Origin of the sequence: Mesorhizobium sp. NBSH29, from assembly GCF_015500055.1 — a bacterium.
Lineage (GTDB): Bacteria > Pseudomonadota > Alphaproteobacteria > Rhizobiales > Rhizobiaceae > Neomesorhizobium.
The window spans coordinates 28,213-52,652 of the sequence record NZ_CP045493.1; the positions used below are offsets into that span (position 1 = coordinate 28,213).

Genomic DNA, 24,440 nt, shown 5'->3' on the forward strand with positions numbered 1-24,440 from the left:
GAACTTGCATTCTGTCTCAACATTGACGGAAACCGGTGGTTGTCGTCATGGCCGGTGCAAAGCGCAGCAATCATAGCGTGACCGCGTCGGATGTGGGAGTCGTGTTCTTAAGCTTCACAACAGATCTACCGGCACAGGCTGGCCCAAGGGCCTCCGGTGTGTAAGAACTCAAGGCAAGCGGCGATCCGGCTGCATTTTCAGCTCGCATCGATCCGCCGGTATTGGCGAGTGACCCGAGTCGTGCTTGCCTCACTTGCCCTGTCATTCGACATCATGCGTCGCTGCAGCCGCTGAGTGAGGGACCGCTCGAAATGCTCGGCAGAACCGTAGCGTCATTCGATGAAGGAATCATCATGCCCCTGAGTCCCCAACAAGCACGGGTCTGCGCCGCGAGTACGATTGACTTTTCAGGTCTCTCGGCCCTGTTTATCAATACCTCGCTCAAGAGATCGTCGGGCGACAGTCACACACGGCTGCTGTTGGGCGTGGCCGGCGACATGATGCAACGCGCCGGTGTCTTGGTCGAACACATCCATATGCTCGATCACATCATTCCGCCCGGCGTGCAGCCCGACATGCAGGAGCATGGCTGGGACCGCGACGACTGGCCAAAGCTGTGGGACAAGGTCAGGGCCGCAGACATTCTCGTCATCGGTACGCCGATTTGGCTCGGCGAGGAAAGCTCGGTCTGCCGGGTGCTTATCGAGCGCCTCTACGGCATGTCGGGACTGCTCAACGACAAGGGGCAATCAATCTATTACGGCAAGGTCGCGGGCAGCGTCGTCACCGGCAATGAGGACGGGATCAAGCACGCCGCCATGACCATCAGCTACGCCCTGTCGCATCTCGGCTACACCATCCCGCCTCAGGCCGATTGCGGCTGGATCGGGGAGGCCGGGCCGGGCCCATCCTACGGCGACGAGAGTGACGACGGCACCCGCGCCGGCTTCGACAATGACTTCACCCAACGCAATACGACGATCATGACGTGGAACCTGATGCATTTGGCGCGCATGCTGAAGGCATCGGGCGGCTACGACAATCATGGCAATGACCGCAACGCCTGGAAAGCCGGGTGCCACTTTGGCTTCGAAAACCCCGACTACCGGTCGTAAGCCAGACACGTGCCGGTCCCTTCGCCTCGTTGGAAAGAAACGCATTCGGGCAAGGATGCCTGTCAAGGAAAAGGTTATGGAAAAGGTTAGAAGCCATGACCCACCTTACTTCAGGTCTCCTGGCCGAATTTGTCGCTACCGCCGTGTTGTCCGTCCTGATGGTCGGCAAGTCGATGATGGGCATCATGCCTGAGCTCGATGTCATCGCCATGCTGAGTGACATGATGCGCGCGCCGCTCGCCGCGGGCTGGATCGTGCATTTTGTGATTGGAACCATCTTTTGGGGCGGGGGCTTCGCGATCCTCTACGATAAGATCCCCAGTGCCAGCGCTGTAAAGAAAGGCATCGTCTTCGGTATCGTCGCCTGGCTGCTCATGATGATCCTGATCATGCCGATGGCAGATGCGAGACTGTTCGGGATGTCGCTCGGTATCATGGCCCCTGTGATGACACTTGTGCTCCATCTCGTTTTTGGCGCAGTTCTCGGTGGTGTCTACGTGGCACGCGCACGTGCCATACTCAGCTGAACCAATCCCGGTTGCGACAGACTTCGTTCTCCGCAACCGGGTGATCGCAAACCGGAGGGCGCCATGCAAACCGAACGCATCACATTCCAGGGCCATTCCGGTGACACTCTCGCGGCGCGGCTCGATCTACCTGACGGCCCCGTCCGTGCCAGCGCGATTTTCGCGCACTGTTTCACCTGCTCCAAAGATATCCCAGCCGCGCGCCGCATCGCTGCGCGGCTGGCGATGCAAGGCATCGCGGTCCTCCGGTTCGACTTCACCGGGCTGGGTCATTCAGAAGGCGAGTTTGCCAACACACATTTCACCTCGAATGTCGCCGATCTCAGGTGTGCGGCGGACTATCTGGCGAACCGCGAAATGCCTCCAAAGTTGCTGATCGGCCATTCGCTGGGCGGGGCCGCGGTCATCAAGGTTGCGCCCGACATCAAAGGGTTGCGCGCTGTCGTCACCATAGGCGCCCCCTTCGAACCGGCGCATGTCTCGAACAATTTCGGCGCCAAACTTGATGAGATCAAGGAAAACGGCATTGCCACGGTCACTCTGGCTGGTCGCGATTTCATGATCCGCAAAGACTTTCTTGACGACATCTCCACCGCCAGCCTGCAATCGTCGCTGGCGCATCTTGGCGCGGCTCTGCTGGTGCTGCACGCGCCGCGCGACGCCACCGTCGGGATCGAAAACGCCAGCGAGATTTTCCTGGCGGCCCGGCACCCCAAGAGCTTCGTCACGCTGGACGACGCCGATCACCTGATCACAGACGAGGCGGACGCGACTTACGCAGCAGACATTATCGCGACGTGGTCTTCTCGATATACTGGCGATGCCAAGGCTGCAGATGCCTCGTCAGTTCCCACCGGCGTCGTGCGCGTCAGCGAACATGACCTGGCTGGGTTCAGGCAAGACATTTTCATTGGTGGGCGCCACCAATTGCTCGCGGATGAACCAGTGGAAGTTGGGGGCATGGATACCGGACCGACCCCCTATGAGTTCCTGTCCGCGGGTCTTGGCGCCTGCACTGCGATGACCATCCGACTCTATGCACGTCGCAAAGCCATCCAGCTGACCCATGTGGCGATCGACGTTAGGCACGACCGAGACCACCGGAAAGATTGCGAGGACTGCGACAAGAGCACGCGCAAGATCGATAGGTTCAGACGGACCGTCCGGCTGCAAGGCGACCTTTCCGATGACCAGAAGGCCGCCTTGTTGCGTATTGCCGACAAATGTCCGGTGCACCGTACGCTTGTCGAGACGAGTGCAGTGGAAACGACACTGGAAGAATAGATTGCGCCGACAATTCCTATTCCTTGCACTATAGGCTGGACGGTGACGAGGCCTAGCAGAGCAGGGCAAAACCGCCGTCGCCCGCGGCGGCAGCCGGACCCCGCAGCATGCGACAAACCAGGCGGCGGCTATATCGGTGCAGCAAGACGGAGGGTGCGTCCAAAGCTCGATCCGTTCATCGCCGTCATCGATCAGATCATGAAGGAAGACGGCGAACAGCCGAGGAAGCAGCGCCACACCATGAAGGGGATATTCGAGGTGCTGCGTGACGAACATGGCTTTGTTGTCTTCAAATCGGTGTCGCAAAATCTCGCCGACACGCCGCATGGTCACTCTCTCCGCCGGCATCTGGTTCCTCCTCCGGACAAGCCAAAGAAGCGAACCTGAACGCATCAACAGACCCTGCCCACCGCCCCGAAATAGGGGGCGGCATCATCTCGGAACCAGGGGGCGACATCCCTCGGAATCAGCAAGAAGACCGAGGGATGAACGGATGCGAACATTTGTAACGTTCGCATCCCCCGCTCCCGTATTCGGAATGGTTGGTGCGAATTCTCCGCTCTCCGATGCGGAGTTCACGCAGCGCCGCCCCATACGATCGCAGACGATCCGTCACGATCTCATCAGCGGGGCCATGCCGCTTCTTGGTTTTCTTCAGGAGTTTCAATGCAGGTTTCTGTCCCGCGGCTTCGTCACGAAGCTCTCGAGAACTTCGCCTCCGTGATCGACAGCCCGCCAGAGGTAGTGCCGCTGGCCGTTGATCTTCACGAAAACCTCGTCCAACTGCCACCGCCACGTGCTTGATCGCATCCCCCTCCCGCCGCTTTCGGATCTCCGCGACAAACATTGGCCCGAACCGGTGCCACCAGAACCAAACCGTCTTGTGGCAGATGTCGATGCCCCGCTCGTGCAGCAGGTCCTCCCCGTTCCGAAGCGAAAGTGAAAATGGATATACAGCATCACGACCAGGCGGATGATCCTCGGGGCTCGTCTTGAAACAACGAAACGGTGTGCCTCGACAATGGCCGAAAGCCCTCAAGATCAAGGTTCATGGCAAGCACTTTCAGCGTCCGAAGAGCGTCACCTTCTTTTGGTCGTCGATCATGGCGGCGACGATGCCAACGATCGTCAGGCCATTGCTGAGCACGGCAGAGGCAAGCGCATCATTGCCGGTTATCGATTTCCGAAGCTTATCAATGGCTGCTGCGTTTTCGGCCATTGACGTGTTGAGTACCGCCGAATTTGAGCCGCCAAGCAAGATGGAAATGTCGCGAACGTCGACGTGTTTGGGTTCGACAGTCTCAAGGTCCTTGGCCGTCTGCGCGGAACGCGAGATTGCTTCGACAAGGTCGGCAATATCGTAGGCAGAATTCTCTATCTGGGACGACGCAGGCGCGTCCGAACGGCCGCGTCCGCTTTGCTGTTGCGGAACGTCTGAGGGAGGTATGACGATGATCGTGCCGCCTGGGGGAGCCGGTTCGACGATCTCCCCATCACCAACTTTCGGCGGAGCCAAGACCCCGTTGCAGTCGTTCAGCTGTTCGCTAAGCGATTTGTCGTCGGGAGACGCCGCCGGATTTGCGGCGCAAGGGTTTGTTTCTGGCTTTGTTGTCTGTGCAACTGACGCGCCGCAAATGACGCACAAAGAGGCAGCAGAAGCGAGGGTGAGAATTCGAGGTCTCATGGATCACCTGTTTCGTTTCGGCGTACTGCTACAGATGATTTTTACGCCAGCGGACGGGAGGTCTAACGCTAACCGCCCGTGATGAGAATGGTTCCGGCCTCACGCACGGCCTGCCGTATGCAAGCGTCGAAGCCTGATCCCAAATGATACCCATAGCTATGGCAACGTTTCGCGATTTCAGGGGTTGAGTGGTCACCAAGTCCCACGATTGAATTGGAGGAAGTCAATGTCGGCAGGACAAAAGAGCGGAACTGGCGCAATGGATGAACTCGACGACGATAAAGTCAGAAAGAACGACATCCTCAGCAACCGGGACAAGGCTCAACGTCAACCTGGGCAAAGCATGGATGGTACCGGCCTTCAGATCGATGAATATAAAGATATTCCGACAAATAGGCGCCCAAAGAGCGAAGAATCTTTGGGAAACGACGAAACAGATGCGACAGAGGAGAACGGTATGCCGGCGACTGAAGCTGATGAATCAGACTCGACCGACCCTTCGCAGCAGGTAGACCGACCTGGCTTTGATCTGGGAGGGTCAACGGGAAAGACTCATGCGGGTCGAGGCTTGGGGTTGTGAACTGACGCAAAGGAGGATGGTAAAGGGCAACGGCTGCCGAGATAGCGCACTGCTGCGAGTCTCACCCGACATGACGGCGCGGAGTATCAGGAAACATCAGTGTGGAGGACCCGCCCGGGCAGTCGCCGCCGCAGAAAGAAGGGAGATCAGAATGAGCTATGCGCGCTTTGGAGCGATGATTTTCACATCGACCATTGTGATGTTCGTGCTTATGTATATTAATACTTATGCGCTCGACCACGTGTTCTTTAGTCAAACTCGTGCATGGATGGCTTTGCTCATGGGCGCGACCATGTCGGCAATCATGCTGGCATTCATGCTGAAAATGTATTCAAACAAAGGCGCCAACTTTGCCATCTTCGTCGGAGCCGCTGCCGCTTTTGCTGTTTCGCTGTGGCTCGTCCGGAGCCAAGAGACCGTTTCCGATGTTTCGTACATGAGAGCTATGATTCCGCATCATTCGATTGCCATTCTCACCAGCGAGCGAGCCAATATGTCCGACCCGCGCGTCAGGAAGCTCGCGGATGAGATCGTCGGCGCACAGCGCCGGGAAATCGATGAAATGAAGGCGCTCATTCAGGATCTTGGCGACAGGAACTAAGAATCGCCTCCCGTGCGCCAAACCTGAGATCGCGGATCGGCCATGTTACCCTTGAGCGGAACGGTTCGGAGTCTAATGCCAAGGTGAGACGTCAAGGTGATCGGTGACCGGCAGGACTGAGGTGAGTCCACAGGCCAATGAGTTCTACCCTGCTGGTGAATCCGGCATCCATGACCACAAAAATAGGAGACGACGGTATGCCGAAATCCGTTCCCCATCACGCGCTTGTCGTCGTGGCTGACGGCCATGGAGCCATCCTCCTCCGCAACGAAGGGCCAGCAGGGGACGTGTCGCTGCGCGAGGAGCGGCGGCTTTCGCCCAAGAATTTGCGTGACGAGGGGCCTTCCGGCTCACGTCCCCCGGAGCAGACGCCGCGCCAGACAGACGAGGCTACCTTTGCCAAACAACTGGCGGAGGCGCTCTACAAGATGAAGCAGAGCGGAGATTTCAAGGATCTCGTCTTGGTGGCTGATCCGCAGACGCTCGGCCAGTTCCGCGACGCGATGCACAAGGAACTGGAAGCCAGCATCGTGCTGACCCTCGCCAAGGAGCTCACGAACCACTCCATCGCTGAAATCGCCGACGCGCTCAGGTAGCGGCCGCCGCCGGCTGGCGCGTCAAGACGTTCCGCTGCCAATCTCCGATTTCGCTTGAATCTTATGTCTGTCGAAATCGAGTGACGCCTTCTTCCGACTCTCGCGGTGGATCTCCTCGCTCAGATCGGCGATGGCCCTGCGCGTCGCCGGTTGTGCCGCCCGGCTCAGCGCTGCCATGGACGTCAGAAGAAGCGCGACGACATCCGCGTCTGCCAAGCCGTAGCGGGCGATCGCGGCATATGCCGGGCAGGCCAGCGATTCGAGAGAGGTGACCTTGGTCAGGATGCGCAGTCGGTGATCGTCGTCGAACCGCACGCCCGAAGGGATGTCACGTTCGGCAAGCCGGCCAAGCGCCTCGCCGAGACGGTCGATGCAATATAGCGCAGTCGTCGGGTCGTTGATGCCGGGCGACAAGGCACGCTGCGCGATCTCGACGATACGCCGGATCGAGAACTCCAAATCCTGATCCGGGGTGCGTTCCAGACCGACGACGAGCGTGCTGCGCAGGCGGTCGGCGACGTCGTCGGAAACGCGGTCGGAAGGATGCGCGGTGAGGATGGTATCACGCTCCGTTACAAAGCGGCCCGGCCCGGCGTCGATACGCACTATGAGATCATGGTCGGTTGCGTGCCCCATCAGCGCGTCCACGTCTACACGCTGGACATAGCCGCTGGCTGCGGCGCGAACCGCTCGGGAGTCGCGATCGAAGCCGCTCGGGATCAGCTGCTCGACCGGCCTCCCGACCGGCGGCGGTTCGTGGCCAGTCCGCTCCGGGTAGATGCGGTCGATTGTGGCGTGCGTCTCTGCCGCAAGTTGCGCGAGCAGATTCTCGATTCGGATCGCGGTGGCGACGTGGTGGATGAAGTAGATCAGCACGGCGATGCTGGCCAGGGCGAGGAGAACGCCGAACGCTACAGAGATATGCGGAACGAAGCTCGCGTCCTCTGTGCCGCGTACCGTTCGCAGGACGAGCAGGCAATAGACGAAAGTCGAAATGAACGTGCCGAGCACGATCTGATTACCGCGGTCGCGCATGAAATTGCGCAACAGACGCGGCCCGAACTGCGATGACGCGAGCTGGAGCGTCAGCATGGTGATGGAGAAGGTGAGGCCGGCGACCGTGATCATAGAGCTCGCGATCGCGGAGAGGATCGCCCGTGCTCCCTCTGGCCCAAAGGCGTAGCTCCAGCCAAGTTCGCGGACGACCTTCACGCCGAGCCAAGTGTCGACCTGAACGAGGATGAACGAAAGAGCGATGGCGAGTAGAGCCATCGACGACGGCAGAAACCAGAAGCTTGTGCGGAGGCGGTCCCAGAGGTTGGAAAGCCATGTGATGGAGAAGGGGAACCGGATCTTCGCCTCCTGTTGCTATGTCGGCACTCTACCGACGCCACCGGTCCCCGGCCGCCGATGCCGACTCGCAGCACTTCAGGCCTGCCCCGAACCTCGCTCCACGAGCGCTGACCCACCATGCCATATCCTAATGATGAATGGCGACACCTACCGGCTCAAGCAACCCGCCGGCCGTCGCGGAGCCGCCTCGGCGGACGGGGCGGAGCAAAACCAGACCACCACGGACATCGTCGACGGAGACACTGGCGAGATCAGCAAACCCTAATCCTCGAGCTTGGCCCCCGACACAGCAAAGACGCCCGATTCGGCCCCTTTGCTGTGTCGGGCACTCTAACGCCAATGGCATGCTTTTACTCCGCCGCGCTGGCCTGGAACTGCTCCGCCCTTGACACCGCATGACCACCGCCCTCGTCCTCCGTGATGCGAGGCCTGCGACTTGCGCAATGGGCACGCTTGCTCCCCGGCGGCGGGCGATCTGCACAGCCCATCTTCTCAGCCTCGACAGGCGCTCCCCGCTGTGCATCAGCACTGTTGCGGCAATTGCGCAACGCGCGCATGTTGACGCCACCTGCCTTGTTGATGCCGCCCGAGAAGTGGCGCTCGCCAGACTGGTTGCGCGCTGCACGCCAAGCCGACCCACTTTATGGTAGTGACTCAGTTTGCCTCTGGAGTCTGGTGGGCATCACGCAACCTCTCCCATCGATCCAGGAGTTCTTCTGTCTCAGCGATTAGAAGGTCTCTTTGGGTATCATATACGCGGCGCGATGCTTCGCCACCTAGCAAATTTGGATGCGCCTCTTCCTTCGCTATCTGATCCAGGCGGCTATGAATCGCCGCGAGGCGTTTCGTGATCTGATCGTCGTATGCCATCGATTCTATCCTCCTGCCATCAACATATAGGAACCGCCGGCGGGACGCGACACCTGCGTCGAAACCCCAAAATTTCAAACTAAGACACTGCCTGCCTTCCGCCTTTTCGAAAGGTGAAGCGGGCGGGATCATCGACATATGGTCGCACCTCAGGCGGCAGTTTTGCGTCCTGTGGGTGGCGGCCCACAAAGCTGGCCCCGGGGCGGGTCCCCGAGGCCAGGCCGGCCTTTGTCGCGGCTTCACGGAACCTCATGCCGACGTGTCACGTTGAGCTGTGACTCCCGTCTACGCGCAGAACCTGCAGGAGAATTCATGCCCCCCGCCCATATGACCCGACGCGGTTTCCTGACCACGGCGGCAGCTGGCGCTGCCATCAGCATATTGCCGCTGCGCTCGGGGCTGGCGGACCTTCAGACCGGCACTGTCGGGCAGCCTCCAAACTGGATTGAGGGCGGCCGTGTGCGCTTCCGGCGCGACGGAATCCAGAAGGTGACGGGCGACAAGGTTTTTGCCATCGATATTCGCGCGCGCGACATGAAGGGTTGGCCCAAGGCGCAATCCCACGCGCTGATCCTGCGAGCGGCCCGCACCGATGCGGTTTTCGACGGCGTGACGGTCGAGCCGCTTGGCGCGCTGGCGCCCGACATACTGGTGACCGACGATGAACTGGAACGCGATGGCGTTCAGATGGTCGATGCTGATTTCTACGGCCGACTGCTGCTGAAGAGGGGCGAAGGTGCCACCTACCTCGGTCAGCCGCTTGCCATCCTGATTTGGCACGACTACGGGCGCTTTCGTGCGGCGAAGGCACGCTTGCGGTTTAACCAGGATGCTGTGCGCTATGGCGCGGCTGCCACGCCGCCCCAACGCGCGCCCTATGGTGCCGCTCGCTTCGTGCGGATCGGCGGCGAGCGGCCCGAGGCGCCCGACGTGTTCTCGCCGTTGAAGGACACATTGGTGTTTGCAGACTTGTCGTCTGGCGAGGTGCAATGGCCGGTCGGCGATGCGCAAGGCGATGCGGGCGGCCGGGCGCTGAACCATGCACGGACGCTGCGCGACGAGCTTGCTAACCCGCCGACGCGTTGGCGGGTCTGGAAACGCAAATTTCATTCGCAATCGGTCGATCCAGCAGCACTCGAACCCGACAACGGAAACGCTTGGTTCGATGCGGCCAACGGTACCCTGCATGTCGTGACCGGATCGCAGTCGCCGGTCACCAACGCCCAGCATATTGCCCAGATGGCAAAGGCCGCACGGTTCGGTTTCAACGATCTGAAGTTCTACCCCGGCTACACGGTCGGCTATGGCCAGAAGGAGCATCACGTCCATCCCTACTACGTCGCGGTCGCGGCGCTTTACGGCGACGGGCGCCCCGTTCGTCTTGCGCTCGACCGTTACGAGCATTTTCAGGCCGCGCTAAAGCGCCATTCGTTCGACATCGAAACGACGATTGCAGTAGATGAAGCCACCGGCACGTTTCAGTCGCTCGCCGCCGATCTGGTCGGCGATGGCGGGGGGGTCATGAACTTCTCGCCCTCTGTAGGCACTGTGGCAGCCTCGGCGCTGCAATCGGTCTATTACTTCCCGAAAAGCGATCTGGCGGTACGCGTTGATGCGTCGCGCGCGGTAACGGCGGGATCGATGCGTGGCTACGGCACGCTGCAATCCATGGCCACGACCGAAATGCTGGTCGACGAGATCGCTGATGATATGGGCCTTGACGCCATCGACCTGCGCCGCCGCAACGTGATTCATACCGGCTGGAAGAACACGCAAGGCGCGGTACCCGGCGGCGCCCTGCGCGCCGACGAAATCCTGGCACTTGCCGCGCAAGATCCGCTCTGGACCGGACGGGCCGACCGCAAGGCGGAATGGGAAGCGGCGCATCCCGGATTGCGCTACGGCGTGGGCTTCGCCTGCGTGCACAAGGATTACGGCACGGGCGCCGAGGCTGCGATGGTGCAGATCGAACTTTCGCCGAAGGGCAAGCTGCACATGCGCCACGTCACCTCTGAGATCGGCTGCGGCTCGACCACGGCGCAGATGCTGATTCCGGCCGAGCATCTCGGCCGCCCGGCAGACACGGTGGATTTCGCGGCGGTGGAATGGCCCAGCCTGCCGCTCACCTCCACCGATGAGCCGTATACGATGAGCCAGGAAGAAGAAGATCGCCGGTCGCAGAATCCGCGCTGGGTTCCGCGCATCACCTCGCCGCGCTCGGCCTCGAACTCGGCCTATTACATGGGGCATACCACGCGCGAGGCGGCGCGGCTGCTATTCGAATTGGGCCTCTGGAATGCCGCTCTGTCGATCTGGACCGAGGGCATCGGTGGCGGGCAGGCACGGCCGCTGGTAGTGCGTCTGGCTGACGCTGAATGGCGCGACGGCCATCTTGTGGCCCGCGGGCTCGAACCCCTTTCGCTGGAACGGCTTGCCGGGCGCGCCCACGCCCGGGGCGATATCACCGGCGTCGCGGTGCACACCTTCAACCGCTGGGCTTGGGCAGAAGCGCAGTTCAGCCTTGATGGCGCGACCCTCGAATGCCCCATCGACGCGATGGCCATCAAGTGGGGCGAGGGCGCGCCGCACGGGCGGAAGGCATTGATGACGGACGGCGGATATCATTTCGTTCAGCGCACTTCCGTCAATTATCCCCCGGTGCAGCGCAACAATGCCTCGGTCGTCTATTACGCGCCCTGCGCTACGATGGTCGAGCTTTCGGTTGCGCCGGGGTCGGGCGAGGTAAGTCTGATCTCGCACCGCTCGTGGCTTGAGTGCGGCACTCAGATCGTCCCTGAACTTGTTTCGGGCCAGCTTCAGGGTGGCATCGCGATGGGCATTGGCCACGCACTGTTCGAAGAACTGCCGCTTTATGAGGATGGTCCCGGCAACGGTACCTGGAATTTCAACCGTTACCGGTTGCCCCGCGCGTCCGATGTCGCGGTCTGGTCGCAGACCGGCCATGTACTGCCGCCGCTGTCGTCGACAGATCCTCCCAAGGGTATGGCCGAGGTGGTGATGATCCCTGTCGTCGCCGCAATCGCCAATGCGGTTCACAACGCGACGGGCGTGCGCTTCTACGCCTTCCCCCTGAAGGCCGAGACAATCCGGCGGGCACTGGCATGACCGAGATCAGCATGACCGTGAACGGCAATTCCGTGGGCCCGATCGACGTGCCCGAGGATCTGATGATGCTCGAATTTCTGAACGAGTATCTGAACCTGACCGGCACGCGTTACGGTTGCGGCCAGGGGGTCTGCCGCGCCTGCGCGGTACTTGTGGACATGGCCGATGGCGCGCGCACCATGGCAGCCTGCGTCACGGGTGCGATCTGGTTCGACGGGCGCAGCGTGCGCACCGTCGAAGGCCATGCGACGCGCGACGCGCAGGGCCAGATCGCGCAACTCTCCCCGGTCCAGCAGGCGTTCCTCGACCACTTCTCGTTCCAGTGCAGCTATTGCACGCCCGGCTTCGTGAACGAGGCAACGGCGTTGGTTGAACGCCTTGCCCGCGCGCCCATTGCCCGCGCCGATGTAGAGGCGACCGTGCTGGAGGCGCTGAACGGCAATATATGCCGCTGCACCGGATATGTCCGCTACCTTGGCGCCACGCGCGATCTGATCCTTGAGACCCCCGGCCTGACACTGACGGAGGATGGGGCATGAGGCGGCTCGTCGGCTGGTCCGCATTCCTGCTTGTGGTCGCTCTGGTCGCGGTAGGGGGGCTCTGGTGGCAGAACGCCGGTCCCGGCCCCGTCGAGCCTGCGACGGTCGATTTCACTAGACTCGACGCCGACCAGCATGCGGCGCTTCTGGAACGGGGTCGCGCCGTTGCGCGAGCGGGCGACTGCGTTGCCTGCCACCAGTCGCAGGACGGACTGGATTATGCCGGCGGCTATGCGATGCATCTGCCAATGGGCACGATCTACGGCACCAACATCACCCCATCACTCGAGCACGGCATCGGGCGTTGGACGGCGGATAACCTCTGGCAGGCGATGGTCTGGGGGGTGCGTGCCGATGGCGCGAACCTTTATCCTGCGATGCCCTATGCCTCGTATCACCGCGTGGGCCGAGCTGATGTCGATGCGCTCTGGCTCTATCTGATGAGCGTGCCGGCGGTCGAGACGCCGAACCGTGCCCCAGAACTGCCGTTTCCGTTCAACATCCGGCCCGCAATCACCTTTTGGAACATGGCCTTCCTGCCCGAGGATCGCAGCCTGCCCCCTGTCGAAGGCAAGTCCGATGCCTGGGCGCGCGGCCGTTACCTTGTCGATGTGCTGGGGCACTGCGGCGAGTGCCACACGCCGCGCAACCTCGCCTTCGCAAAGACCGACCGGCACCTTCAGGGCGAAGTGCTCGAGGGAGCGTTGGCGCCTGATATCACTGCGGCCGATTTGGCCCGCCGCGGCTGGACCGAGGCCGATCTGGCCGGTTTCCTGAAGACCGGGATGTCGACGCAGGGCACCGCGGCGCTGACGATGTGGCCGGTGGTTCATCATTCGACGCAGCATATGCCGGACGGGGACTTGCGGGCGATCGCCACCTACCTGATGGATGGCGCTCCAACGACAGCGCCTATCGTCGCCGCCGCCGACCTGCCTCAAGACGGCGCAAAGCAGTATCTCGGCCTTTGTGCCGGGTGCCATGGCGTGGACGGCGAGGGGAAGCCACACGCCTCGCCGCCGCTCGACAGCAACACGACCGCGATGCTGCACGATCCCGGCAACCTTTTGCGTATCATCGCCGAGGGCATCCCTGCCCACGCCTTTCCGGGCGAGGCACGGATGCAGGCGATGCCCGCCTATGGCGACCGGATGAGTGCGGCCGAGATGGCGGCCCTCGTCAACTACATGCGCCAGCGCTGGGGCGGCCTGCCGGGTGGCGTGACCGAAAGCGACGTGGTGCGACTGCTCAACGAGCGGCTTTGACCGGAGGACTCGATGTTAGATTGGATCAGCAGCGCGATCGAGGCCAAGGGGTGTTCGGCATCGCCTTCCTGACGCTGCTGGAGAATATATTTCCGCCGATCCCCTCGGAACTGGTGATGCCAGCTGCGGGCTACAACGCCGGGGCTTCTTCGGCACTTTTCCCGCCACGAAACCTACGGCAACTGCTTTGACGCCGCATTCGCTTTGGCGTTGCTTCGATGCCCTGCGGGTGCTTGCGTTTCAGCGCAATGCGAAATTAGCGTCCTTGGACACAGGCGTCGATGAAAGCCATGCTGATCCCGGTCCATAGGATCGCGAGAGTCGCAAGGAGCGCGACAATGCGACCGGTCGTCAGCAATCCCTCACGACGTGCAGTCACAAGTGGAAGACCGAACAGCGCCGCGGCGCGCTCCGTATGCATGATGTAAGCTGCCATCACCGCAAGCGCGACGATCGTTGCCGTGCTGATCGCGGCGCCGGACCACCATTGCGACTGCCAGACCTTGCAAGCCAAGGTGTTGACTCCGTAAGCCACCAGAAACTGCGCGGCCCACAACAGAAGCCCAAACGCGATGAAGATCAGCGTGCCAACGGTGGATGCGAGGCGACGTTCTTCCTTGTCAAGCGACGTCATAGGGCGACCCTCGGGAATCCATGGATGAGGAGGAGACCGAACAGGAGCTGCACCACAGCATAGTGGTATAGGATGGCGCCATTGTCGAAACTCACGCGGCGCACGCTGTCGGTGCGGCCGGCTGCCAGGCGCGCAGCGGCAAAGCTGGCCATGATGGGGTCGTTTGCGGGAGGGGGCTAAATCCTACGCTAAGCCGAGGACACGCTTCCCATAATCTCTGAGTTCGCCCTTTGGGCCGACATATCGGTAAAGGGTGACGCGCTCGATCCCGAGTTCCTTGCACAGATCGGAAACGGAAGTGTCCCGTTGCGTCATTGCGTCATTGCGTCATTGCGGCTTGCGCGAGGCGCACTTGCGCCTTGGTGAGGGCAAACTTTCGACCGCCTTTACGGCCGCGCGCTCTGGCAGCCGCGAGTCCGGCCATGGTGCGCTCACGGATCAGATCCCGTTCGAATTCGGCCAAGGTGGCGAAGATGCCGAAGATCATTCGGCCGGATGCGGTCGTGGTGTCGATCTCCGCGCCTTTTCCAGTCAGCACCCGCAGGCCGATCTTACGGTCGGACAGATCCTTCACCGTATTGACCAGGTGGGAAAGCGACCGCCCGAGGCGATCGAGTTTCCAGATCATCAGCACATCACCGTCGCGCAAGGATTTGAGACAGGCCGCCAAACCGGGGCGATCATCGCGGCTTCCTGAGGCGCGATCTTCATAGATATTGTCCTGCTCGACGCCGGCGACGCGCAGAGCGTCGTGCTGCAGGTCGAGAGACTGCGAACCATCGGCTTTGGAGATGCGGGCGTATCCGATCAGCATGTTCCTTAAACGGTGGTTTGAGGCGGCGCGCCGGCCACGGGTGTTTTGTTCACTAGAAATGTATCTCAACCAGCATCATAAACAAAGCATCTTGAACGCTATCTGGTTTTGAAAAAGGAACATAAATGCCGCGTCGCGTCACTTTAACCGATCGGCAGAAGGACGCGCTATTGCGCCTGCCGACTTCGCAGCCGGATCTGCTGAAGCACTATACGCTGAGCGATGAAGACCTTGAGCATATCACGCAGCGCCGACGCCCGCACAACAGGTTCGGCTTCGCCCTGCAATTATGCGCACTGCGCTATCCAGGACGGGTTCTGACCCCGGGCGAACTGATACCGGCGGAGGTGGTCGAGTTTATCGGCGCGCAGCTTGGCCTGCACGCCGACGATCTCGTTGACTACGCGGCGCGGGAGGAGACGCGCCACGAGCATCTTTCCGACCTGCGGGCACTCTATGGATACCGCACCTTCTCTGGCCGCGGCGCGGGTGAGCTGAAAGACTGGCTGTTCTTGGAAGCTGAGATGGCGATGTCGAACGAGGACATTGCCCGTCGCTTTGTGGTCGAGTGCCGTCGCACCCGCACGGTTCTTCCCGCGACATCCACGATCGAGCGGCTTTGCGCCACGGCTCTGGTCGATTCTGAGCGGCGGATCGAGACAAGAGTTGCCAACCGCCTGTCTTTCTCGATCCGGGAGCAGTTGCTGAAATTGCTCGAAGAGACGGTTGACGATCGGGTGACCCGGTTCGTCTGGTTGAGGCAGTTCGAGCCTGGCTCGAACTCTTCATCGGCCAACCGCCTTCTCGACCGGCTGGAATACCTTCAACGTCTCGATCTTCCAGAGGATCTGCTGGCCAGTGTTCCTGCCCATCGGGTGACAAGGCTGCGCAGGCAGGGCGAGCGTTATTATGCCGACGGCATGCGTGATCTCTCGGAGGACAGGCGTCTTGCTATACTGGCCGTTTGTGCATCTGAATGGCAGGCGATGCTTGCCGATTCCGTGGTCGAAACCCATGATCGGATCGTCGGCAGGCTCTATCGTGCCTCGGAGCGCATTTGCCAAGCGAAGGTCACGGACGAAGCTACTGCGGTGCGCGCCACTTTGAAATCCTTCGCCGAAATCGGTGGAGCCTTGGTCGATGCACAGGATGACGGCCAGCCGCTGGACGACGTCATCGCGAGCGGCTCGGGTTGGGACGGCTTCAAAACCCTTGTTGCCACGGCGATCAGTCTGACCGTGACCATGTCGGGCGATCCTCTCAACCACGTGCTCAATGGCTATCATCGCTTCCGCCGCTATGCTCCGCGTATGTTGCGCTTGCTCGATCTTCGGGCAGCGCCAGTTGCCGCGCCGCTCATCGAGGCGGTGATAACGCTCCGCGGTGGCGCGAGGGTTCCGGCACGTTCGGACTTTTTGCGGCCGACCTCGAAATGGCATCGCCATCTTCGCGCCCAGGCGGCTGGCGATACTCGTCTTTGGGAAATTGCTGTGCTGTTCCATCTGCGTGACGCGCTCCGTTCCGGGGATATGTGGCTTGCACGTTCGCGGCGCTATGCTGATCTGAAACACGCTCTCGTTCCTGCGCAGGCAGTAGCCGAAAGCGGCCGTCTCGCAGTGCCATTGCGGCCAGAGGAATGGCTGGCCGACCGGCAAGAGCGCCTCGACATGCGGTTGCGCGAACTTGGCCGCGCCGCGCGCGCAGGCACGATTCCCGGCGGGTCGATCGAAAACGGCATTCTGCATATCGACAAGCTCGAAGCCGCCGCGCCGGATGGTGCCGAGGATCTGGTTCTCAATCTATATAAAGAGATTCCGCCCACACGCATCACCGACCTCTTATTGGAAGTGGATGCTGCGACCGACTTCTGCGAAGCCTTCACTCATTTGCGCACGGGAGCGCCCTGCGCCGACCGGATCGGCCTGATGAATGTCATTCTCGCGGAGGGGATCAATCTCGGCCTGCGCAAGATGGCTGACGCGACCAACACCCACACCTTCTGGGAATTGATCCGCATTGCCAGGTGGTATACCGAAGGCGAAGCCTATGACCGGGCGTTGGCCATGGTGGTCGAGGCGCAGGCTGCGTTACCCATGGCCCAATTCTGGGGGATGGGCATCTCAGCATCAAGCGACGGTCAGTTCTTCGCCGCGACAGAGCAAGGCGAAGCCATGAACCTGGTCAATGCGAAGTACGGCAATACCCCGGGGCTGAAGGCTTACACCCACGTCTCAGACCAATATGCGCCATTCGCGACCCAGGTGATTCCTGCAACGGCGAGTGAAGCGCCCTATATTCTCGACGGCCTGCTCATGAACGATGCCGGCCGCAACATCCGCGAGCAGTTCGCCGACACGGGCGGCTTCACCGATCACGTCTTTGCCGTGTGTGCCATTCTCGGCTATCGGTTCGCTCCTCGAATCCGGGATATCCCCTCCAAGCGGCTCTATGCGTTCAATCCATCGGCTGCGCCGGCACACTTGCGACCCCTGATTGGCGGGAAAATCAACCAGGCCATGATCGAGCGTAACTGGCCTGACATCCTGCGGATCGCTGCCACCATAGCTGCAGGAAGCGTCGCGCCCAGCCAGATCCTGCGGAAACTCGCCTCCTATCCGCGGCAGAACGAACTTGCCACGGCTTTGCGCGAGGTCGGCCGCGTCGAGCGCACATTGTTCATGATCGACTGGATTCTGGATGCCGATCTGCAACGCCGCGCCCAGATCGGGCTCAACAAGGGCGAGGCCCATCACGCGCTGAAGCGAGCCATCAGCTTCCATCGCCGTGGCGAAATCCGCGACCGCTCCGCCGAAGGCCAGCATTACCGGATCGCCGGCATGAACTTGCTCGCCGCGATCATCATCTTCTGGAACACCATGAAGCTTGGCGACGTCGTCGCCAGTCAGAACCGCGAAGGAAAACAACTGCCGCTCGATCTGCTGGCTCATGTCTCGCCCCTCGGATGGGAGCGCATCAATCTCACCGGAGAATATCGTTGGCCAAAACCTTAGCGTAGGATTTCGCCCCCTCCCGCAAACGACCCCACCATCGACGAATTCGAGGGCGACAAGGAACTCAAGATCAAGTTTGCCCGAATCCTCGATCTGCTGGCGGTCGATCAGGACGAGATGGAGGCGACGGCGGTGGAGACGGCCGCGCACATGACGGATTTTGAGGCGATCAAGGTCGCCCATCTGATCTGCGATTTCTATTCGGACCTTGAATAAGTCCAGATTGCACGCACCCGTCGCACTCTGCCATAAACCCAAGTTCTTCCGTCTTTCATTGTAGCGCCCTCGAGGATCCATGGCCATCACGGCAGAACAACTAAAGCCGCTTCTTTGGGAACCGAAGAACCTGGTTCGTGCGATCGAAGCCGCAGGGGTCACCCTGTGGTCGTGGAACGTGGACACGGACGCCCTTGCCATGGATGACGGCGCCTATGATCTGTGGGGCATACCGCGCAGTACAGAGGTCAAATTTGAAGACCTGTCCGCCCATATCCACCCTGCCGACCGCGACCGCGTGCGAGCCGCGTTCAACGCCACGCGTGCGATCGTCGGACCTTACGAAATCGACTTCCGCATCATGATCGGCGACGAACTCAAATGGATCTCCGCCCGCGGTCAGGGCGATGACGCCGGCATGGTCCGGCGGATCATGTTCGGCATCTTCATCGACGTGACCGGTCGCAAGCAGGCGGAGGAGGGCCGCGAGCTTCTGGCGGGCGAGATGAGCCATCGCGTCAAGAACCTGCTGAGCATTGCCTCCGGCCTTACCGCCATCACCTCGCGCTCGACATCCACGACCAACGATATGGCCCGCGAACTGACACAGCGTTTGACGGCCCTGGGGCGCGCGCATGATCTTGTGCGGCCGGTGCCCGGCCAGACCGAGGCCGCATCGGCGCTGCTCGGCGACCTGCTCACCGTCCTGCTCGCGCCCTATGACGATCTCGGCGCATTCAGCGGGCGGATTCGGGTGTCTGTGCCAAGGATGAGTGTCGGCGAATCGTCGACCACGATCCTTGCGCTTATAATCCATGAACTGGCGACCAACTCTCTCAAGTATGGCGCCTTGTCCGTCGAAACTGGCACGCTGGATGTCTCATGCTCGGCCCATGGCGAAGCCGTCACGATCATGTGGACCGAAAGTGGAGGGCCGTCTGTTGAGGAGCCCACGGTTGCGCGAGGCTATGGAAGCAAGCTGTTGGAGCGAAGCGTCACGGGGCATCTGCGCGGCTCGATTGCCTATGACTGGGCGAAAGACGGGCTCGTGGTCACGCTGAAAGTAAATCCCGACCGCATCGCTCAATGACAGCTCTCGGCGTCGGCTGGGCAGGAGGCGCAAAAGCCTCGGCTCCAAGCCGAGTCGCAAGACGGGAATGCTGATACGTGATGCCGCTAGCTTTAGAGAAGGTCGCGCAACGATGCGGCTATCGCGGCGTGGTCATACGGCTTGGCGTAGAACGGGCTGCCTTCGGGAAGGTCCGTCAGCGCAACCGCGCGGTGGCCAGACGTAACCACTATCCTGACCGGCGGCCAGCGGTCGCGCACTGCCGCGGAAAGTTTGAGGCCGTCCATGCTGCCGGGCATGTCGACGTCCGTAAACATCACCTGGATCTGGTCATTTGCTTCCAGGATGGCAATGGCCTCATCTGCGTGGGCGGCCTCGAACACCTCGAACCCTTCGACCGACAGGTAATCGACAAGGTCCATACGGATCAGAAATTCGTCTTCAACCACCAGTATATTGATCTTGGACGACATCCCACCCCTTCCACCTTCTCCGACCGAGCTGCCCACAACGCGCGCGTGCACCAATGGCTCCATAAACATTAGTCGACACAGGCGTTTGTGGCAAAAAAATAGACACAAGCGCGTCGCTCCGGGTGGTGAACCGCCCTGGGAGAGACGACGCCCAAGATCCCGACACCGCGAACGATCGCATGCCTGACAAGCGGCGTTAAGGTGGTCTTTACAGGTTGGCGACATGGGCGCATGGGCGATTTCACGGAGATGGCGTTCACGGCGTAGCGGCAATTAGCCGTCTGTCTGGCACAGAATTCAGAAGCGATGTTTCCTGGCGCGCAGCCGTTGAACAAAGCTGCGGCGTTCCCTGACGACGAGGTGGGCCCGTCGTCAGGGATAAGATTGCCGCCCACTTGACCGAGCCAGCGCCTCCGCGCTGGGCGCTCCACATCACCGCGCCCAGTCCTTTCAGTGTTACCGGCGCTCCGTCAGCCAGTAGAGCCAAGAAGCGCTCTGGGCGCCGGCTCGAATGATTTGTGACCTTCCATCGCGCCGGACCAGCCGCGAGAGTCGCCTGCGACGCGACGGAACGACCGAAGGCTGACGCCGGCCTGTCCCTTGCGGGACGCGCGCGCGCGTGTAACAGTCAACCCGGCAGCCCGCCGGGCATTGTCGCGTGGCCGACGGTGGCGTCGGGGACCACGGTGGTGTCCAGCAGATTGTGCGGGTGAGGCGTCCATGACCGGGGAATCGAACGGCGAAGGCAATCGCCCGTGGCGCAAGCCCAAGGCGAAAACGAACGACGCGCGAGAGGCATCGGGCCGCGTGGCCGAAACAGCGGCAATTCCGGTTATCGGCATCGGCGCGTCGGCCGGCGGCATCGAGGCGCTGGGCCTTTTCTTCGACGCCATGCCGACAGACTGCGGCTGCGCCTTCGTGGTCGTGCTGCATCTCGATCCGAAGCGCGAAAGCGAGTTGGCGCGCGTCCTGGGCGCCCGCACGGCCATGCCGGTCGTTCAAGTCAAGGACGGCATGCGGCTTGCGCCCGACCACGTCTATGTGATCGCGCCCGATTCCGACCTGACGGTTCGCGAAGGCGCGCTGCACATGGCCAAGCCGGTCGCGCCGCGCGGCCACGGTCATCCCGTCGACGTTCTGTTTTCCTCGCTCGCTAAGGACCAGCGTGAACGGGCGATCGCCATCGTGCTGTCCGGCACGGGGAGCAATGGCACCGAGGGGCTGAAGGAGATCCGGGCGGAGGGTGGCATGAGCCTCGTGCAGGCGCCCGAGACCGCCAAATTCGACGGCATGCCGAGAAGCGCGATTTCGGCGGGCATGGCCGATCACATCCTCGCGCCGGAAAAGATGCCGGAGATCCTGCTGGCCTACATCCGCCACGATTACATTTCGGCGCCCGTCGATGCCGAGATCGCCTCGCCGGGTGGCCAGGCGACGCTCGATCATGTTCTGGATCTGTTGCGCGCGCGCGGCGGACACGATTTTCGCGGCTACAAGCAAGCGACGCTCGGGCGGCGCGTTCACCGGCGTCTTGGCCTGAGAAACATCGAAACGCTAGACGCATATATCGACGAATTGCGCGCCAGTCCGGATGAAGCCGCCACGCTGATCAGGGACCTCATGATAAGCGTCTCGGGATTTTTCCGCGACACCGACGCATGGAAGACGCTTGCCGAACTGGTAATTGCGCCGATGGTGGCCGAGCGCGAGACAGGCGCTTCGATCCGCGTCTGGGCGCCGGCCTGCTCCACGGGCGAGGAAGCCTATTCCGTCGCCATGCTGGTCACCGAACTTGCCGAGGCGGCCGAAAAGCGGTTCGAACTAAAGGTATTCGCGACCGACGCCCAGGAAGGTAATCTGCGCAAGGCGCGCGATGGCATTTATCCAGCCGCCGCCGTGGCGGGCTTTCCATCGACCCGTCTCAAGCGCTTTTTCGAAAAGCTCGACGGGTCCTTCCAAGTCAGCAAGGAGCTTCGCGAAATGGTTGTGTTCGCGCCGCAGAACCTGCTGCGCGATCCGCCGTTTTCGCGACTCGACCTGGTGTCGTGCCGTAATGTCCTCATCTATCTTGAATCTGACGCGCAGCAACGGATTATCGCGCTCTGTCATTTCGCGCTGCTCCCAGGCGGGCATCTGTTTCTCGGCAGTGCCGAGACGATCGGACGGCACGAAGACCTGTTCGAGACGGTGTCGAAGAAATGGCGGATATACCGAAGGCTCGGGCCGACCCGGCACGACCTCGTTGACTATCCGCCGCCGCGCGGCCCCGCTGAACCCCGAACGAGAGACAAACCGTCGCTGTCTGCCGAGGCGATCGCACCGGCCTCCGAACTGGCGCGGCGCGCGCTCCTGGAGCGCTACGCTCCGGCCTCGGTGCTGATCGACCAGAAGGGCCGCGTTCTCTATTTCCACGGCACAACCAGGGACTATCTGGAACACCCGGCGGGCGAGCCGACCAGGGATCTTCTGACCATGGCGCGCGACGGAATGGCCGCCAGGCTGCGCGCCGCGATTCGCGAAGCTTCGAAAGAAAACCGAAGCGTGACCGTCAACGCCCGGATCAGGGAGACGGGCCGATCCGTCGCCATGACGGTTGCGCCACTGCCCGCCTCGTCGCAAGGCAGCGGCTTTATTCTTGTCAGCTTCGCGCCGGCATTGGCGCAGTCCGACCCCGCCTCGGCCGCTGTTCGCGACGACGCTGGAGAGGGGTCGTCCTCCGAACGCGCGCTTGTCGACGAATTGAAGGCGACCCGCGCCGAACTGCAGAACACCATCGAATATCAGGAAACTACCAATGAGGAGTTGAAGGCCTCGAACGAGGAAGCCACCTCCATGAACGAGGAGCTTCAATCCACCAACGAGGAACTGGAGACCTCGAAGGAGGAACTGCAATCGTTCAACGAGGAACTGAACACCGTCAACAGTCAGCTTCAGCACAAGATCGGAGAGCTTGAAAACACCACCAACCACCTCGACAATCTGCTGGCCGGATCGGAGACGGCGACCCTGTTTCTGGATACCGGTTTCCGCATTACATGGTTCGCCCCGGCGATGAAGGATTTGTTCGATTTCGTCCCGTCCGACATCGGCCGCCCGATCGCTCATTTCGCCCGCAAATTCGCCGACGAGAATCTGCTGCGGGACGCCGAGACGGTGCTGAAAAAGCTTACCGCCATCGAGGCCGAAGTGCCCACCGATGCGGGCCGCTGGTATGTTCGCCGCGTGCTTCCCTATCGCACGCAGGACAACCGGATCGCAGGCGTCGTCGTCACGTTTAGCGACATCACTGACCGAAAACGCTCCGCCGATGCGATCAACGATGCTCGCGTCTATTCCGAAACCATAGTGCGGACGGTTCAGCATCCCCTGATCGTTCTGGACAAGAATTTGCGTGTCCAAACCGCCAACAAGGCTTTCCGCGAACTATTCGCTGTTTTTGACGAAGAACCCAAAGGGCATATTATCTTTGAACTTGGAACCGGCGAGTGGAATAACCCGCCTCTGCGGCCCCTTCTGGATAGAGTTATTTCGGCGGACGAGGATATCCACAACTTCGAAATCGAGCAGGATTTCCATCTGACCGGACTACGATCGATGCTGCTCACTGCGAGCAAGTTGCCACAAGAAGGAGGCCGTGACGCCCTGATCCTGCTTGCCATCGAGGACATCACCGAGCGCAAGCGTTTCGAGGAGCATCGCGAAATCCTGGTTGGCGAACTCAATCATCGCATCAAGAATGTCATGGCGACGGTGCAGGCGATCGCATCGCAGACGCTGGGCAGCGCTGCTTCGATAGACGAAGCCCGCGCCGCCTTCGGGTCGCGGCTTGTCGCGCTGGGCAAGGCGCACGACCTGCTGACCCGCGAAAACTGGGCAGGCGCGGATCTGGTCGATGTCGTCTCGGACACATTGGAGCCGCTTGCCGGGGGATCGAACCGCTTCCGGATCGACGGTCCCAGCCTGCGGCTCGCGCCAGGCCCGGCGCTCTCCATTGCCATGGCCATCCATGAATTAGCCACGAACGCCGCGAAATACGGCGCGCTCTCGACCGGGGAAGGCCAAGTCGATATCGCCTGGCGCCTCGACGGTCAGGACGAGGATCGGCGGCTATACTTGCGCTGGACCGAGCGAGGCGGGCCGCCTGTCACCGCGCCGACGCGCAAGGGTTTCGGCACCCGCCTGGTCCAGCGGGTGCTGGCTACGGAACTGGGCGGCAAGGTGAGCGTTGCCTACGAGACGTCCGGTGTCGTTTGCACCATCGATGCGCCGATGCCAGAGGGGGAAAGGACGAAACAGGTTGACCGACCAGACACCGAAGCGGGTGCTGATCGTCGAGGATGAAGTCCTGCTCGCGATGTATCTGGAGGATTTGCTGACCGACCTCGGGCATGAAGTGGTCGGTCAAGCCACGCGTATCGACGAAGCCATGACGCTTGCTCGCGAAAGCGACATCGACTTTGCGATTCTGGATATCAATGTCGCCGGCACGAAGTCCTTTCCAGTAGCCGACATACTGCGGCAGCGCAGCATTCCGTTTGCGTTTGCAAGCGGATACGGGGCCGAGGGTTTTCCCGACGGATATCGCGACGAACCGGCATTGCGCAAACCATACGCACAAGAAGATCTGCAACGAACCATCGCGCGGGTTTTCGCGGATCGCCCGCCGGTATAATGCTGTATCTG

Annotated in this window: 19 protein-coding genes and 4 pseudogenes; 16 read left to right on the plus strand and 7 right to left on the minus strand. The window is 61.4% G+C overall.

Annotation, left to right across the window (positions count from 1 at the left end):
• Positions 1-353: 353 nt before the first annotated feature.
• The 4 genes from GA830_RS18125 to GA830_RS18140 all read left to right on the plus strand — a co-directional run bounded on the left by GA830_RS18125 (position 354) and on the right by GA830_RS18140 (position 3,313).
• Entirely contained in the window at positions 354-1,115 is a 762-nt protein-coding gene (locus GA830_RS18125; RefSeq protein ID WP_195165071.1) for a flavodoxin family protein, read from the plus strand.
• Between the two features lie 95 nt (positions 1,116-1,210).
• Entirely contained in the window at positions 1,211-1,642 is a 432-nt protein-coding gene (locus GA830_RS18130) for a DUF6789 family protein (protein ID WP_195165072.1), read from the plus strand.
• Positions 1,643-1,705: 63 nt separating this feature from the next.
• Complete coding sequence (locus tag GA830_RS18135) at positions 1,706-2,926, plus strand: bifunctional alpha/beta hydrolase/OsmC family protein (RefSeq protein WP_195165073.1); 1,221 nt, start codon at positions 1,706-1,708, stop codon at positions 2,924-2,926.
• 153 nt (positions 2,927-3,079) lie between these two features.
• Positions 3,080-3,313: a hypothetical protein gene (locus GA830_RS18140; protein WP_195165074.1), complete on the plus strand. Its 234-nt coding sequence runs from the start codon at positions 3,080-3,082 to the stop codon at positions 3,311-3,313.
• A gap of 5 nt (positions 3,314-3,318) precedes the next feature.
• Here GA830_RS18140 and GA830_RS18145 read toward each other — a convergent pair.
• Both GA830_RS18145 and GA830_RS18150 read right to left on the minus strand, forming a co-directional pair.
• A pseudogene (locus GA830_RS18145) lies at positions 3,319-3,965 on the minus strand (IS6 family transposase).
• A gap of 24 nt (positions 3,966-3,989) precedes the next feature.
• A complete protein-coding gene (locus GA830_RS18150) occupies positions 3,990-4,442 on the minus strand; it encodes a hypothetical protein (RefSeq protein ID WP_195165075.1) in 453 nt (150 codons plus the stop codon).
• 427 nt (positions 4,443-4,869) lie between these two features.
• On the opposite strand from GA830_RS18150, the gene GA830_RS18155 reads away from it, so the two are divergent.
• From GA830_RS18155 to GA830_RS18165, 3 genes are all read left to right on the plus strand, one after another.
• Complete coding sequence (locus tag GA830_RS18155) at positions 4,870-5,190, plus strand: hypothetical protein (protein WP_258045712.1); 321 nt, start codon at positions 4,870-4,872, stop codon at positions 5,188-5,190.
• 151 nt (positions 5,191-5,341) lie between these two features.
• Positions 5,342-5,791, plus strand: coding sequence for a DUF305 domain-containing protein (locus tag GA830_RS18160; protein WP_195165077.1), 450 nt, complete (start codon positions 5,342-5,344; stop codon positions 5,789-5,791).
• Positions 5,792-5,988: 197 nt separating this feature from the next.
• Complete coding sequence (locus tag GA830_RS18165; protein ID WP_195165078.1) at positions 5,989-6,387, plus strand: host attachment family protein; 399 nt, start codon at positions 5,989-5,991, stop codon at positions 6,385-6,387.
• Between the two features lie 21 nt (positions 6,388-6,408).
• On the opposite strand, the gene GA830_RS18170 is transcribed toward GA830_RS18165, so the two are convergent.
• Positions 6,409-7,740, minus strand: coding sequence for a DUF2254 domain-containing protein (locus GA830_RS18170; protein ID WP_308460482.1), 1,332 nt, complete (start codon positions 7,738-7,740; stop codon positions 6,409-6,411).
• A 107-nt stretch (positions 7,741-7,847) separates the two neighbouring features.
• Between GA830_RS18170 and GA830_RS20565 the strand changes: the two are divergent.
• Positions 7,848-8,005, plus strand: a pseudogene (locus GA830_RS20565) (ATP-binding protein); the annotation flags it as partial.
• 389 nt (positions 8,006-8,394) lie between these two features.
• Here the strand turns inward: GA830_RS20565 and GA830_RS18175 are convergent.
• Positions 8,395-8,610 carry a hypothetical protein gene (locus GA830_RS18175; RefSeq protein ID WP_195165080.1) on the minus strand — a complete coding sequence of 72 codons (216 nt, stop codon included), beginning with the start codon at positions 8,608-8,610 and terminating at the stop codon, positions 8,395-8,397.
• 312 nt (positions 8,611-8,922) lie between these two features.
• Here GA830_RS18175 and GA830_RS18180 point away from each other — a divergent pair, with 312 nt between their 5' ends.
• The 4 genes and pseudogenes from GA830_RS18180 to GA830_RS20100 form a co-directional block, all read left to right on the plus strand.
• Positions 8,923-11,736 (plus strand): xanthine dehydrogenase family protein molybdopterin-binding subunit, encoded by a 2,814-nt coding sequence (locus GA830_RS18180; protein WP_195165081.1) that lies wholly within the window; start codon positions 8,923-8,925, stop codon positions 11,734-11,736.
• The gene (locus GA830_RS18185) at positions 11,733-12,275 is read left to right on the plus strand and encodes a (2Fe-2S)-binding protein (protein ID WP_195165082.1); all 543 of its coding nucleotides are present in this window, start codon (positions 11,733-11,735) and stop codon (positions 12,273-12,275) included. Before GA830_RS18180 ends, GA830_RS18185 begins: the two co-directional genes overlap by 4 nt.
• Positions 12,272-13,540: a cytochrome c gene (locus GA830_RS18190; RefSeq protein WP_195165083.1), complete on the plus strand. Its 1,269-nt coding sequence runs from the start codon at positions 12,272-12,274 to the stop codon at positions 13,538-13,540. The genes GA830_RS18185 and GA830_RS18190 overlap by 4 nt, the downstream gene beginning before the upstream one ends.
• A gap of 12 nt (positions 13,541-13,552) precedes the next feature.
• Positions 13,553-13,689, plus strand: a pseudogene (locus tag GA830_RS20100) (DedA family protein); the annotation flags it as partial.
• 107 nt (positions 13,690-13,796) lie between these two features.
• On the opposite strand, the gene GA830_RS18195 reads toward GA830_RS20100, so the two are convergent.
• Complete coding sequence (locus GA830_RS18195) at positions 13,797-14,174, minus strand: hypothetical protein (RefSeq protein ID WP_195165084.1); 378 nt, start codon at positions 14,172-14,174, stop codon at positions 13,797-13,799.
• Positions 14,175-14,357: 183 nt separating this feature from the next.
• Positions 14,358-14,988 (minus strand): annotated as a pseudogene (locus GA830_RS18200) (recombinase family protein).
• A gap of 125 nt (positions 14,989-15,113) precedes the next feature.
• Here GA830_RS18200 and GA830_RS18205 point away from each other — a divergent pair.
• Together GA830_RS18205 and GA830_RS18210 are read left to right on the plus strand one after the other, a co-directional pair.
• Positions 15,114-17,999 carry a Tn3 family transposase gene (locus GA830_RS18205; RefSeq protein ID WP_195165085.1) on the plus strand — a complete coding sequence of 962 codons (2,886 nt, stop codon included), beginning with the start codon at positions 15,114-15,116 and terminating at the stop codon, positions 17,997-17,999.
• Positions 18,000-18,294: 295 nt separating this feature from the next.
• On the plus strand, positions 18,295-19,305 hold the full coding sequence (locus GA830_RS18210) for a sensor histidine kinase (RefSeq protein WP_195165086.1): 1,011 nt from the start codon (positions 18,295-18,297) through the stop codon (positions 19,303-19,305).
• 92 nt (positions 19,306-19,397) lie between these two features.
• On the opposite strand, the gene GA830_RS18215 is transcribed toward GA830_RS18210, so the two are convergent.
• The gene (locus GA830_RS18215) at positions 19,398-19,757 is read right to left on the minus strand and encodes a response regulator (RefSeq protein WP_195165087.1); all 360 of its coding nucleotides are present in this window, start codon (positions 19,755-19,757) and stop codon (positions 19,398-19,400) included.
• A 720-nt stretch (positions 19,758-20,477) separates the two neighbouring features.
• Between GA830_RS18215 and GA830_RS18220 the strand changes: the two genes are divergently transcribed.
• Entirely contained in the window at positions 20,478-24,098 is a 3,621-nt protein-coding gene (locus tag GA830_RS18220) for a chemotaxis protein CheB (RefSeq protein WP_195165088.1), read from the plus strand.
• Complete coding sequence (locus GA830_RS18225) at positions 24,055-24,429, plus strand: response regulator (protein ID WP_374939338.1); 375 nt, start codon at positions 24,055-24,057, stop codon at positions 24,427-24,429. Before GA830_RS18220 ends, GA830_RS18225 begins: the two co-directional genes overlap by 44 nt.
• The last annotated feature ends 11 nt before the right edge of the window (positions 24,430-24,440 follow it).

Coding starts and splice junctions, on each gene's coding strand:
- GA830_RS18135 (WP_195165073.1), top strand. CDS start 1,706: ATGCAAACCGAACGCATCACATTCCAGGGCCATTCCGGTGACACTCTC.
- GA830_RS18180 (WP_195165081.1), top strand. CDS start 8,923: ATGCCCCCCGCCCATATGACCCGACGCGGTTTCCTGACCACGGCGGCA.
- GA830_RS18125 (WP_195165071.1), top strand. CDS start 354: ATGCCCCTGAGTCCCCAACAAGCACGGGTCTGCGCCGCGAGTACGATT.
- GA830_RS18165 (WP_195165078.1), top strand. CDS start 5,989: ATGCCGAAATCCGTTCCCCATCACGCGCTTGTCGTCGTGGCTGACGGC.
- GA830_RS18155 (WP_258045712.1), top strand. CDS start 4,870: ATGGATGAACTCGACGACGATAAAGTCAGAAAGAACGACATCCTCAGC.
- GA830_RS18215 (WP_195165087.1), bottom strand. CDS start 19,757: ATGTCGTCCAAGATCAATATACTGGTGGTTGAAGACGAATTTCTGATC.
- GA830_RS18210 (WP_195165086.1), top strand. CDS start 18,295: ATGGCCATCACGGCAGAACAACTAAAGCCGCTTCTTTGGGAACCGAAG.
- GA830_RS18220 (WP_195165088.1), top strand. CDS start 20,478: ATGACCGGGGAATCGAACGGCGAAGGCAATCGCCCGTGGCGCAAGCCC.
- GA830_RS18130 (WP_195165072.1), top strand. CDS start 1,211: ATGACCCACCTTACTTCAGGTCTCCTGGCCGAATTTGTCGCTACCGCC.
- GA830_RS18160 (WP_195165077.1), top strand. CDS start 5,342: ATGAGCTATGCGCGCTTTGGAGCGATGATTTTCACATCGACCATTGTG.
- GA830_RS18205 (WP_195165085.1), top strand. CDS start 15,114: ATGCCGCGTCGCGTCACTTTAACCGATCGGCAGAAGGACGCGCTATTG.
- GA830_RS18175 (WP_195165080.1), bottom strand. CDS start 8,610: ATGGCATACGACGATCAGATCACGAAACGCCTCGCGGCGATTCATAGC.
- GA830_RS18190 (WP_195165083.1), top strand. CDS start 12,272: ATGAGGCGGCTCGTCGGCTGGTCCGCATTCCTGCTTGTGGTCGCTCTG.
- GA830_RS18185 (WP_195165082.1), top strand. CDS start 11,733: ATGACCGAGATCAGCATGACCGTGAACGGCAATTCCGTGGGCCCGATC.
- GA830_RS18195 (WP_195165084.1), bottom strand. CDS start 14,174: ATGACGTCGCTTGACAAGGAAGAACGTCGCCTCGCATCCACCGTTGGC.